The organism is Serinibacter arcticus, assembly GCF_004786095.1.
In the GTDB taxonomy this organism is placed as follows: Bacteria; Actinomycetota; Actinomycetes; order Actinomycetales; family Beutenbergiaceae; genus Litorihabitans; species Litorihabitans arcticus.
In genome coordinates this window covers 791,000-802,762 of record NZ_RHPJ01000001.1, presented here as the reverse complement: position 1 = coordinate 802,762, position 11,763 = coordinate 791,000, and the positions used below count along the sequence as shown (strand labels likewise).

General features: G+C 73.3%; 11 protein-coding genes. 5 read left to right on the top strand and 6 right to left on the bottom strand.

The window, feature by feature from the left end; translation table 11 throughout:
* Positions 1–27 precede the first annotated feature (27 nt).
* The 4 genes from SERN_RS03730 to SERN_RS03720 are packed head-to-tail and all read left to right on the top strand — an operon-like array spanning position 28 to position 3,245.
* A complete protein-coding gene (locus tag SERN_RS03730) occupies positions 28–555 on the top strand; it encodes a hypothetical protein (RefSeq protein WP_135848729.1) in 528 nt (175 codons plus the stop codon).
* Positions 548–847, top strand: coding sequence for a hypothetical protein (locus SERN_RS15240; RefSeq protein ID WP_158292554.1), 300 nt, complete (start codon positions 548–550; stop codon positions 845–847). Before SERN_RS03730 ends, SERN_RS15240 begins: the two co-directional genes overlap by 8 nt.
* Positions 844–2,712 carry an alpha/beta hydrolase gene (locus tag SERN_RS03725; RefSeq protein WP_135848728.1) on the top strand — a complete coding sequence of 623 codons (1,869 nt, stop codon included), beginning with the start codon at positions 844–846 and terminating at the stop codon, positions 2,710–2,712. The genes SERN_RS15240 and SERN_RS03725 overlap by 4 nt, the downstream gene beginning before the upstream one ends.
* Positions 2,709–3,245: a hypothetical protein gene (locus SERN_RS03720; RefSeq protein WP_135848727.1), complete on the top strand. Its 537-nt coding sequence runs from the start codon at positions 2,709–2,711 to the stop codon at positions 3,243–3,245. The genes SERN_RS03725 and SERN_RS03720 overlap by 4 nt, the downstream gene beginning before the upstream one ends.
* Before the next feature lie 10 nt (positions 3,246–3,255).
* Here SERN_RS03720 and SERN_RS03715 read toward each other — a convergent pair whose 3' ends face one another.
* From SERN_RS03715 to SERN_RS03705, 3 genes are all read right to left on the bottom strand, one after another.
* Positions 3,256–3,840, bottom strand: a complete 585-nt coding sequence (locus SERN_RS03715; protein WP_135848726.1) for a hypothetical protein — start codon at positions 3,838–3,840, stop codon at positions 3,256–3,258.
* Positions 3,841–3,911: 71 nt separating this feature from the next.
* Positions 3,912–5,237, bottom strand: a complete 1,326-nt coding sequence (locus tag SERN_RS03710; RefSeq protein WP_233251436.1) for an MFS transporter — start codon at positions 5,235–5,237, stop codon at positions 3,912–3,914.
* A gap of 11 nt (positions 5,238–5,248) precedes the next feature.
* Positions 5,249–5,938, bottom strand: a complete 690-nt coding sequence (locus SERN_RS03705) for a Crp/Fnr family transcriptional regulator (protein WP_135848725.1) — start codon at positions 5,936–5,938, stop codon at positions 5,249–5,251.
* Between the two features lie 118 nt (positions 5,939–6,056).
* Between SERN_RS03705 and SERN_RS03700 the strand changes: the two genes are divergently transcribed.
* Complete coding sequence (locus tag SERN_RS03700) at positions 6,057–7,619, top strand: DUF7059 domain-containing protein (RefSeq protein ID WP_233251435.1); 1,563 nt, start codon at positions 6,057–6,059, stop codon at positions 7,617–7,619.
* Between the two features lie 86 nt (positions 7,620–7,705).
* Here the strand turns inward: SERN_RS03700 and SERN_RS03695 are convergent, their stop codons facing one another.
* The 3 genes from SERN_RS03695 to gcvP all read right to left on the bottom strand — a co-directional run bounded on the left by SERN_RS03695 (position 7,706) and on the right by gcvP (position 11,761).
* Positions 7,706–8,239 (bottom strand): hypothetical protein, encoded by a 534-nt coding sequence (locus SERN_RS03695; RefSeq protein WP_135848724.1) that lies wholly within the window; start codon positions 8,237–8,239, stop codon positions 7,706–7,708.
* 67 nt (positions 8,240–8,306) lie between these two features.
* Entirely contained in the window at positions 8,307–8,762 is a 456-nt protein-coding gene (locus SERN_RS03690) for an SRPBCC family protein (RefSeq protein ID WP_135848723.1), read from the bottom strand.
* Positions 8,763–8,884: 122 nt separating this feature from the next.
* Positions 8,885–11,761: an aminomethyl-transferring glycine dehydrogenase gene (gene gcvP, locus SERN_RS03685; RefSeq protein WP_135848722.1), complete on the bottom strand. Its 2,877-nt coding sequence runs from the start codon at positions 11,759–11,761 to the stop codon at positions 8,885–8,887.
* Between the last annotated feature and the right edge of the window lie 2 nt (positions 11,762–11,763).

Sequence of the window (11,763 nt, the reverse complement as noted above, 5' to 3'; positions counted from 1 at the left end):
CCGCCCGCGTCTCGTAGGGTCGCGACCATGACTCGTCCCGCCCCCCTCGGCCCGATGTACGAGCGGTTCCGCGATCGGCACCCGGACGTGACCCTCGTCCTGCTGCCGGCCGACGACGTCGGGAGCGACCCGGCCGGTGCGGTCGAGGCGTCCCCGCCCGACCCCGACCTGGCCGCGCACGACCTCGAGCAGGCGCGCGACGACGTCGGGAGCCTGCTCACCGACGTGTGCGCGCTCCTGGAGGTCGAGGCCCGGATCGAGGTCGACTGGCGGTCGGGTTCTCGCGCCGGCGCGGTCCAGGCGACGGCGACCGCTCACGGCCCGCTGCCGGGTCTGCCGGCAGAGATCCCCTCGACGTTGAGGTCCGCCGGGTGGCACGCCCGGCTGACGTCGTCCTCGCCGGTGCCGTGCGTCGATGCGCGGCTCGCCGGGCACGCACTGCGGATCGTCGTGCACCGGGGCCGGGCGGTGCTGACGCTCCGCGGCGACGACGTCGTGGTGGGGCGCGCCCGCTCGCGTGCGCTGGTCGCTCCCGAGAGGATCTCCCGTGGGTGACTACACCGTCGACTACGCGACCCTGATGGAGTCGGCCAGGTTCTGGCGCGAGGAGAACGCGCGCCTGACGACGGCGAGCGGACGGCTGGCCGACGCCTCCACGAGCGGCTTCGGTTCGGGCGTCAGCGGCGACGTCGCCGCTTTCGTCACCACGTGGAGCACGACCGTGTCGACGACGGCGAGCGCCGTCGAGGAGATCGCGCAGAACGTCGACGACGCCCACGCCGCCTACCTCGGTGCCGACTTCGAGGCGCAGCTCGCGTTCGAGGCGTGGCTGGAGGAAGCCTCGTGAGCATCACGATCCCGGCGGACGTCCCGATCATCCCGTGGTTGAGCGGCAGCCCGGAGCAGGTCGTCGCCTTCGCCGACGACCTGTTGTCGGTCTCGGCCACGCTCGACGACCTCGACACGACCGCTGACGCCAACGCCACCTACGACGGCTGGGAGGGCGCGGCGGCGGACTCCTACGGGACCTACGTGCGCGCCGCCGCCGAGAACGCGCAGACGAGCTCGCTGGCGCTGCGCGCCGTCGTGCAGGCCTCCGACACGTACGCGACCGAGCTCCAGCGACTCCTGGACGAGCGCGAGCGCCTGGTCGACGCGCGCACGACGTTCAACGCCGACTGCGACTCCCTGCGTGCCAGCGTGGACGCGGCAGCGCCCGAGGACGATCTCACCGAGCTGGAGGCCGTGGCCTCCGAGCTCGCCACCCGTCGCACCACGATCGTCGACGACATCGCCACGATGGAGACCGACACCACGGCCAACGAGGACGACCTGCGGAGCGTCCTGACGGCGAACGCGAGCGTCGCGGCCGTGCTGGCCGCGCCCGGCGGCGGCATCGATCCCGCCGACACGGCGATGGGACTGCCCGGCGCCCCCGGCAGCGGCGGCTCCGCCGAGGACGTCGCCGCGTGGTGGGCCGCCCTCACGCCCGAGCAGCGGTACGCCGTCCTGGCCGCGCACCCCGAGGTCATCGGCTCGGCGGACGGGCTGCCGGCCGAGGTCCGCGACGAGGCCAACCGCGCTCTCCTCACCGCGGATCTCGAGGCGCTCGAGCTGCTCGAGGAGCAGGGCATGCTGCCGTCGGACCTGCGCAAGACGCTGGAGAACGCGCAGGCGGCCCACGAGGCGCTCGAGCTGCTCGAGGAGCAGGGCATGCTGCCGTCGGACCTGCGCAAGACGCTGGAGAACGCGCAGGCGGCCCACGAGGCGCTCGGGAACGTCGTGGTCGATCCCGTCTCCGACCCGCCCGTCGAGGTGCCGCCGCTGCTGCACCTGTACGACCCGAACGCGTTCGACGGCGAGGGCGCGGTCGCGATCGCCTACGGCAACCCCGACACGGCCGACAACGTCGCGACCATCGTCCCCGGCACCACGGTCAAGGGGACCAGCATCGCGAGCGACGTCCGCAACGCCGAGAACCTCTACACCTCGGCGCGGGTCTCCGACCCGAGCGCGACGACCGCGACGATCCTGTGGATCGGGTACGACAGCCCCGAGTTCACCGACCTCTCCGTGGCGAGCGAGAGCATGGCGATCGCCGGCGGTGAGCGCCTCGCCGACTACGTCGACGGGTTGAACGCCGCGCGCGCCGAGGGCGATCCGGCGCACATGTCCGTCGTCGGGCACTCCTACGGCTCCACCACCGTGGGCCGTGCGGCGACCGACCACGGTCTCGACGTCGACGACATCATCGCGATCGGCAGCCCGGGTCTGGGCGACGAGGCGCAGAGCGCCGATGACCTCGGCGGACCGGAGGTCTGGGTCGGCAACGCCAGCCGGGACCCGGTCGCACGGCTCGGCGACAACGGCTGGGTCGGCCTCGGCGCCGACGGGCTGGGGCGCGACCCCGCCGAGCAGGGCTACGGCGCGACCCGGTTCGAGGCTGAGGACGTCAACCGCGCGGACGAGAGCGAGTCCGCCGACTGGGGCTTCACGGGCAACATGAACGGCACGAGCCTCGACGACCACTCGCGCTACTTCAACGACGGCACCGAGTCGCTCCACAACATGGGCCGGATCGTCGCGGGCGACGACGGCGACGTCGGCACCGCCGAGGGCACGCATGACCCCTGGTACTCGGGTCCCGTGGATCCCGAGTTCGATCGCGATCCGCAGGCGCAGCCGTCCATCGTGGTGGAGCCCGACCGGTGACGGCGCGGCGCGCCCGTGTCGCCGCCGTCGTGTCCGGGGTGGCCGCGGGGCTGGCCGTGCTCACGGGGTGCGGCCTCGACCGGGGCGACTCCGTCGAGGAGGTCGCCGAGGTGCGCGAGGCGCTCGTGGAGCGGGCGAGCGACGAGCTCGTCGCCGTCGGTGACGAGCTCGCGGCGCAGCCCGTCGACGCGGTGATCGGTGACAACGGCGGGTCCGGGGTCGCCGACCGCTTCGTGGGGACGCTGCAGGTCCGCGCGCTGTTCGACGTCGAGGCCCCCACGGCCGCGGCGCTCGAGGAGCTCGTGCGGTCCGCGGGCTACGACGGCGAGGCGTCGGTGCAGGACGGCTTCTACTCGGCCGACGATGGCGACGGGTGGCGGATGTCGATCACCTACCGCGACTGGGAGAGCGACGGGCCCCGGCTCGTGCTCACGTGGGACTCACCGTCCGTCTCCCTCGACGCCGACACCCGGATCCTGGCCAGGGACGCCGGGTTGATCGAGGGGGAGCAGGCGCTGGACGAGGCGTCCTGAGCCCGCCCGGTCACTCCTCCTCGTAGAGCCCGTCCAGCACCTGCTGCGCGAGCTTCTCCCCGACGACGATCGGCGCGCTGCTGACGCGCAGCGCGAGCGTGCGCCGGGTGGCGACGAGGCGGAGGTGGTAGCCGTCGCGCACGCCGTCGATGCGGACGATCGGCGTCATGGCCCTGATGCCGCCCATCCAGCCGTCCGCGGCGAGGCGGTCGCTGATCCGACGGGCGACGTCGAGGCACGGGGTGGGCGCGTTGACGCAGACGTCGAACGTCGAGGCGATCGTCTCGACCTTGCCGGCGCCGGAGTTGCCGGCGGCGCGCCAGCGGCTGCGCCCCCACGTCGCCAGGATGCCGACGGTGCGGCTCGCGCTGCGGGCCAGGAGATCCGTCTCGATGCGCACGGTGTCGAGGTCCAGCGGGCGGCGACCCGAGCTCGGGAGCGGGTGGGGCTGCAGGTGCTCGTGCCGGGGCGCGCCGGCGATCGTCGTGAGATCGGTGGGCAGCGACGTCGAGGGGCGCAGATCGGGCAGGAGGCGCAGGTGCGGGCGGGCGTTCGTGGGCCCGGCCGCGGGGGGCTGCATCGCTGTGATGGACATGTCTCGAACCTAGGCAGCGCCTGGGAATCGGTCGATGGGGAGAGGTGCCCACGGGTGGGTGGGCGGGGATGTCAGCCGGCGGTCACCACGGGCGCGTCGCCCGGGCGCGGGTCGCGCAGCGGGAGGAAGGCCAGCAGGCCCAGCAGCAGCACGACGACGATGCCGAGGATGCCGGCCTTCTGGGTGCCGCCGATGCCGATCGCGACCGTGAACGCGAACGGCGCGAGGAAGCTGACCGCGCGCCCCGTGGTGGCGTACAGGCCGAAGTTCTCGTTCTCCAGGCCCGGGGGCGTCATGCGGGCGAGCATGGAGCGCGACGCCGACTGCACCGGCCCGACGCACGCCGAGATCACGATGGCGCACACCCAGAAGGCGATCTGCGCCGTCGTGAGGAAGACGGCCGAGCAGGCCACGACCAGGAGGACGAGGCCGACGACGATGACCAGCCGCGACCCCACGCGGTCGTCCACGCGCCCGAGCACCCACGTCGAGATCCCGGCGACGAGATTCGCCGCGATGCCGAGGTAGATGACCTGCTCGGAGGTGAAGCCGAACGAGCCGGCCGCGATGATGCCGGCGAAGGCGAACACCGCACCGAGCCCGTCGCGGAAGATCGCCGAGGCGACGAAGAAGTGCAGCAGCGACCGCTGGTGCCGCCACAGTGCGGCGATGCGCCGCAGGATGTCGCGGTAGGCGCCCACCACGGAGAACCGCCCCGCACCCGGGGCGGGTTCGGTGTTGGGTCCGAGGATCAGCAGCGGCAGGCAGAACACTGCCGTCCACGCGGCGCTGAGCAGCGCGACCGGCTGGATGTCGGCCGTCTCGCGGCCGAGCACGAAGGCGAACAGGCAGATGACGAGCGCGACCAGGCCGCCGAGGTAGCCCAGACCCCAGCCCATGCCGGAGATGCGGCCGAACGTGGAGGGCGTCGCGATCTGCAGGAGCATGCCGTTGTAGAAGACCGAGGCGATCTCCGAGATCACGCTCGCGACGGCGAGCATGATGACGGCGAACGTCAGGTAGGACGGGTCGGGCTCGGCCCAGAAGAGCGACGCCATCGCCAGCACGAGGCCCAGCGTGGAGATGCCCAGCAGCCGGCGACGGCGGCCGTAGCGGTCCGCGAACACGCCCATCAGCGGGCACACGAGCGCGATGACGACGCCCGCCCAGGTCTGGGCGCCCGACAGCGCTGCGGTGCCGGTGACCTCGTCGGCGGCGATGCCGCTGGTGATGTACACCGAGAAGACGAAGGTCAGCATCACGGTGTTGAACGTCTGCTGACCCCAGTCCCACAGTCCCCACGAGGCGAGCACGCGCCGCGGCGCCGTCGTCGTCGCGTAGCCCGCCGGGAGGGGGGAGGAGGGCTGCGGGGGGATGCGTACGCCGTCGTGGTCCACGTCACCAGACCCTATTGGCTCGACTCCCCCTCGGCGCGCTGCGCCGCGACCCGGCGCACGATCCGGCTCATGCCGACCTCGGTGACGCCGAGGTGGGCGGCGAGCTCGCGCTGGCTGATCCGCTCGACGAGGTCGGGGCGGCGCTCGAGGAAGAGGAGGTAGCGCTCCTGCGGCGTCGACAGGTGCACGTCCGGGAGCGCGGCGACCGTGCGCACGAGGTTGGTGCCGATGAGCGTGGTGAGGACCAGCGACCACCCGTGGTGGCGCTCCGCGAGCGCCTCGAGCGTCGCGAACGAGGCGCGCATCGCGGTCGTCGGCTCGATCGCGACGAGATCGAACGGGCTGCCGTCGGGCCGGACGCGGGGATCGGCGCGCAGGTGGGGCATGGTGCGGCCGTCGACCCTGGCGAACAGGTCCATGCCGAGCCCCGGCCAGGAGGTCGCGAGCTCGTTCTCGCCGTGGATCGCGACCGTGCGTTCGGTGCTGCCGTCGCGCACGCGGACCTTCAGCAGGCCACGGATCACCAGGTAGACGTAGGGGTGGTGCACCCGGGCGGGGACGAGGACGGCGCCGCGCTCCACCGTGACGATCTCCGTGGCGCGCGTGAACTGCTCCCACTCGGCCAGGCGACGGCCGGCATACGTCTCCAGCAGGAGACGCGTGCTGGCCAGGGCGTGACCGTGCAGCGTGCTCGAGACCAACCGTCCACCCCCGGGTCGCGGTCCACGACCGGCCGGGGCCGCCCCGGACCGTCAGGATACGAGGCGCGCGGCACGGACGCCGCTCGCGTCTGCGGAGGGGCTGCCTAGGGTGGTGGCCGTGACCTCCTCCGTTCCCGTGACCGACCCGACGCTCCTCGACGCCCTGCGCTCCGACCTGAGGTCCGCGGACTACACGCTCGACGGCGTGCGCTCGCTCCTGGGACCGGTGGCGGCCGACGCGCTGGACCGCGAGGAGGCGCTGCCCGCGCGCGTGGTGACGGCGTCGGCGCTCGCCTCCGGTGCGGACGGGCGCGCCACGCTGCTGCGGCTGTTCCAGCTCGGCGAGGACGTGACGCGGGCTGCGCTCGACGCGGTGCTGCCGACGCTCCGGACCGCCGGGGCCGAGCGTCTGGGGCTGGTGGCGACCCAGGGTGCCGACGACGGGGACGCGGTGCGCGCCGTCGTCGACCTGAGCCCGTACGCCGCCGTGGACGCGGCCGGCGAGGTGGACTGGTGGATCGCGTCCGACCTCGGCGAGGTCGCTCGCCGCGGCGCTCTGCCCGAGAACTTCGTGCTCGGCGTCGGCGGCGCGTCGCGGACGCTCGCCCAGATCACGGTGCGCGAGCCGCGGGGCTCGGTGCTCGATGTCGGGACCGGCTGCGGGATCCAGGCGCTGCACGCGTCGCGGCACGCGGGCGCGGTGGTGGCCACGGACATCGATGCGCGAGCGCTGGCGTACGCGCGCTTCAACGCCGCGCTCGCGGGTGTGCGGCTCGACCTGCGCGAGGGGTCGATGCTGGAGCCCGTCCTCGGTGAGACGTTCGACCTCGTGGTGTCCAACCCGCCGTTCGTGATCACGCCGCGGGGGGAGGCCGGCGTGGGTGAGTTCACCTACCGCGACGGCGGGGCGGTGGGCGACGACGTCGTGCGCTCGCTCGTGACCTCGGTCGGATCGGTGCTGGCGCCGGGCGGCGTCGCGCAGCTGCTGGGCAACTGGGAGCACCGGCGCGGCGAGGACTGGGCCGAGCGCGTGGGCGGGTGGCTCACGGAGTCCGGGCTGGACGGCTGGGTGGTGCAGCGCGAGGTGCAGGATCCGGCGCAGTACGCCGAGCTCTGGCTGCGCGACGGCGGCATCACGCCCGACCGCGACCGCGCGCGGTTCGAGGGCGCGTACGCCGCATGGCTCGCCGACCTGGACCGGCGCGGGGTCGAGGGGATCGGTTTCGGCCTCGTCACGCTGCGCCGGCCGGCGCTCGCGGGCGCCGCGGTCAGCCCGTGGCGGCGCGTGGAGGAGATCACCGGGACGGTGGCGCAGCCGCTGGGCGCGACGATCGCGCGCGTGCTCGACGCCGTCGACCTCGTGCGCGACCTCACGAGCGAGGCGCTGCTCGGCCGGCGCTGGCAGGTGGCGGGCGACGTCACCGACGAGCGCTACTTCACGCCGGGCGAGGCGTCGCCGCGGGTGATGCTGCTGCGCGCCGGTGGCGGGTTCGCGCGGACGGTGCGGACCGAGACCGGCCTGGCGGCGTTCGTCGGGGCGTGCGACGGCGAGCTGACCGGGGTGCAGATCGTCGCGGCGCTCGGGACGCTGCTGGAGGTCGACGCCGCGGCGCTCGCGGCCGAGCTGGAGCCGCAGCTGCGGGGCCTGATCACGGACGGCCTGCTGCTCCCCGCCCCCTGATCCGCGAGGCACTTTGGGGCGTTCGCGAGGTCTTTTCGGGCGTCGGCGAGGTACTTCGGGGCGTTCGCGAGGTCCTTTCTGTGCGGTCACCAGGTGCGCGGCCGGACCGTGACGTTCATGAGGGCGCCCAGCTCCTGCTCGAACGCGTCGTCCGTGCCGAAGATGCGCTCGCGCGTGCCGATCACGAACGCCCACCCGAGCTCGTGTCCGAGGCGTCCGCGACGATCGCCGTCGTGCCGCACGTCGTGGGGGTCCGAGTGGAACTCCCGACCGTCGTACTCGGCCGCCACCCTCCGGGCGACGAACGCCGAGTCCAGCCAGTAGTCGCGACCGCGATGGACGACGTGGTGCGCGATCGCGGGCCGCGGCAGCCCGGCGTCGAGCATCCGGCACCCCATCCACGACTCCCCGGGGGACTCCCGCCGCCCGTCGACGTGCGGAGCCAGCTCCTGCGCCTGCTTCGTCCCAGGGAAGCGCCGCAGGCGCGCGACGAACTCGGCCACCCGAGCGGGATCGACGACGTCGGCGCGCACCATCGTGTCGGCGGCCGCGAGCGCGTAGGGCCGCCAGCTCAGGCGGAGCAGATCCGAGGCGGTGCGCAGCGGTGAGGTGACGGCCACGCTGTCGAGCTCGACGACGGAGCGACGTCGGCGCGCGCTCCGCCGTCGACCTGTGGACAACCGCGGGTCAGGCGCGTTCCGCCGCGGCGGCGAGGTGCGCGCCCCGACGGCGGAGCAACCGCCGCAGGTACGGCACCAGGACGAGCCGCTCGGCCACGGCTCCCAGGACGGGCGAGGCCAGGGTGACGTCGTCGATCATGCGGGTGCCGCTCGCCGTCGGGATGAACGTGTGGACGTGGACGAAGCTGCGGAACGGGCCGCGCACCTGCCGGTCGGTGAAGGTGCGCGGCTCGTCCCAGCCGGCGAGCTCGACGCGTGACGTCATGGTCCAGCGGACGCCCAGGTGTCGCGCGCGCCAGGTGACCTCCTCGCCGGGGCGCATCCGACCCGACGTCACGCCGCCCACGGCCTCCTCACCCGAGGAACCCATCGAGGCGACGTGCGCCCCGACGTCGAGCGCCAGGTCGAACAGTGCCTGCGGCGGCGCGGTCGTCTCGGTGGTCAGGGAGAAGGAGGCGGGCACGACGTCACCCTGCCACGCGGCGGGGAGAGCAGTGCTCGCCGGGAAGGACCTCGCGACGGCCCGAAAGTACCTCGCGGACGCCCGAAAGGACCTCGCGGGCGCCCGAAAGGGCCTCGCGAAGGTCAGGCGAAGGCCTCCGGCGGCGGGCACGCGCACGCGAGGTTGCGGTCGCCCCACGCCTGGTCGATGCGGCGGACCGCCGGCCAGTACTTGTGCCGAATCAGGCTCGGCACGGGGTAGACCGCGAGCTCGCGCGAGTACGGGTGGCTCCACTCGCCCTCGATGACCGAGCGCGCGGTGTGCGGCGCGTTCGCCAGCGGGTTGTCCGACGCCGGCCACTCGCCCGCCGCGACGGCGTCGGCCTCCGCGCGGATCGCCAGCATCGCCTCGACGAACCGGTCGATCTCGCCGAGGTCCTCCGACTCGGTCGGCTCGACCATCAGCGTCCCGGCGACCGGGAAGCTCATCGTGGGGGAGTGGAAGCCGTAGTCCACGAGGCGCTTGGCGACGTCGTCGACGGTGATCCCCGTCGCGGCCTTCAGCGGGCGGATGTCGAGGATGCACTCGTGCGCGACGAGGTCGCCGTCGCCCGTGTAGAGCACGGGGAACGCCTCGCGCAGCCGCGCCGCGACGTAGTTGGCCGACAGCACGGCGGCCGCCGTCGCCTCGCGCAGCCCCTCGCTTCCCATCATCCGCACGTAGGACCACGTGATGGGGAGGATCGACGCCGAGCCGTACGGCGCGGCCGAGACCGGGTTGGCGAGCGGGTCGCGCCCGCCCGCACCGGGCAGGAACTCCGCGAGGTGCGCCTTGGCCGCGACCGGTCCGACGCCGGGGCCCCCACCGCCGTGCGGGATGCAGAACGTCTTGTGCAGGTTGAGGTGGCTGACGTCGCCGCCGACGTCGCCGAACCGGCCGTAGCCGACCAGCGCGTTGAGGTTGGCGCCGTCGATGTAGACCTGGCCGCCGGCGTCGTGCACCGCGTCGGTGATCGTCCGGATCTCGTGCTCGTAGACCCCGTGCGTGGAGGGGTAGGTGATCATCAGCGCGGCGAGCTCGGCGGTGTTCGCCTCGATCTTGGCGCGCAGATCCGCGACGTCGACGTTGCCCGCGTCGTCGCACGCGACGACGACGACGCGCATCCCCGCGAGCACCGCCGAGGCCGCGTTCGTGCCGTGCGCGGACGCGGGGATGAGACAGACGTCGCGGTGGACGTCGCCGCGGGAGCGGTGGTAGCCGCGGATCGCGAGCAGCCCGGCGAGCTCGCCCTGCGACCCGGCGTTCGGCTGGAGCGAGACGGTGTCGTAGCCCGTGATGTCGGCCAGCCAGCCCTCGAGGTCGCCGATCATCGCCAGGTAGCCCTCGGCGTCGCCGGTCGGCGCGAAGGGGTGGAGGTTCGCGAACTCGGGCCACGTCACGGCCGCCATCTCGGTGGCCGCGTTGAGCTTCATCGTGCACGAGCCCAGCGGGATCATGCCGCGGTCGAGCGCGTAGTCGAGGTCCGCGAGGCGCTTGAGGTAGCGCATCATCGCGGTCTCGGAGTGGTAGCTGTGGAACGTCGGGTGCGTGAGGAACTCCGACGTGCGCGCGAGCGAGGCGGGCAGGACGCTGGTCTCTCGCGTCTCGGCGACCGCGGCCCAGTCATCGAGGCCGGAGAGCACGTAAGCGATCACCACGGCGTCGTCACGGGTCACGGTCTCGTCGACGCTCACCTGCAGCGTCTCGCCGTCGACCACCAAGGGCGTGTAGCCCTCTGCGCGCAGACGCGCGAACGCGGCCTCGGCGTCGAGCCCGGCGACGCGGACCGTGTCGAAGAACGCCTCGTGCACCACGGTCAGGCCGATGTCGCGCAGATTCCGGGCCAGGAGATCGGCGGTGGAGTGCACCTCCGCAGCGATCCGCCGGAGCCCGACGGGCCCGTGGTACACCGCGTACATCGAGGCCATCACGGCCAGCAGGACCTGCGCGGTGCAGATGTTCGAGGTCGCCTTCTCGCGACGGATGTGCTGCTCGCGCGTCTGGAGCGCGAGCCGGTAGCCGGGGTGGCCGTCCGCGTCCTGCGAGACACCCACGAGTCGCCCGGGCAGCTGCCGCTCGAGTCCCTTGCGCACCGCCATGTAGCCGGCGTGCGGACCGCCGAAGCCCATCGGCACGCCGAAGCGCTGCGACGTCCCGACGGCGATGTCGGCGCCGAGCTCGCCCGGTGCCTTCACGAGGGTGAGGGCCAGCAGGTCCGCGGCGACGACGGCGAGCGCGCCGCGCGCCGTCACGGCGGCCAGGACCTCGCTCGGGTCCCACACGCGACCCGACGCGCCCGGGTACTGCACGAACGCCCCGAACACCTCACCCTCGGGAAGGTGCGCGACGGCGTCGACCGCACCCTCCGCGGCGAGGTCGAGCGTCTCGAGGTGGATGCCCAGGGCCTCGGCCCGGTGGGCGAGGAGGCGCTGCGTCTGGGGGAGGGTGTCGGCGTCGACGAGGAAGACCGTGCCCTTGACCTTGGACGCGCGCCGCGCCAGCAGCATCGCCTCGACGACGGCGGTGCCCTCGTCGAGCATCGAAGCGTTGGCGATGTCGAGGCCGGTGAGGTCGGTGACCATCGTCTGGTAGTTGATGAGCGCCTCGAGCCGACCCTGGCTGATCTCCGGCTGGTAGGGCGTGTACGCGGTGTACCAGGAGGGGTTCTCGAGCACGTTGCGCTGGATGACGCTCGGGGTGTGCGTGCCGTAGTAGCCCTGCCCGATGAGCGAGGTGGTGACGGTGTTGCGCGAGGCGATGTCGCGCAGCTCGGCGAGGGTCTCCGCCTCGGAGGCGGCGGGGGGCAGGACGTCCTCGGCGCCCGAGGCCACGTCGAGCGCGGCCCGCAGCGAGTCGGCGACGGCGGGCGGGATCGCCGCGCTCATCAGCGACTCGATGCTCTCGTGTCCGATCGCGGCCAGCATGGTCGCGCTGTCGGCGTCGGTGAGCCCGATGTGACGGTCGACGAAGGGGGTGGTCATCT

Bases quoted from the DNA above. Each gene is read 5' to 3' on its own strand.
- SERN_RS03730 (WP_135848729.1), top strand. From the start codon at position 28: ATGACTCGTCCCGCCCCCCTCGGCCCGATGTACGAGCGGTTCCGCGAT.
- SERN_RS03715 (WP_135848726.1), bottom strand. From the start codon at position 3,840: ATGTCCATCACAGCGATGCAGCCCCCCGCGGCCGGGCCCACGAACGCC.
- gcvP (WP_135848722.1), bottom strand. From the start codon at position 11,761: ATGACCACCCCCTTCGTCGACCGTCACATCGGGCTCACCGACGCCGAC.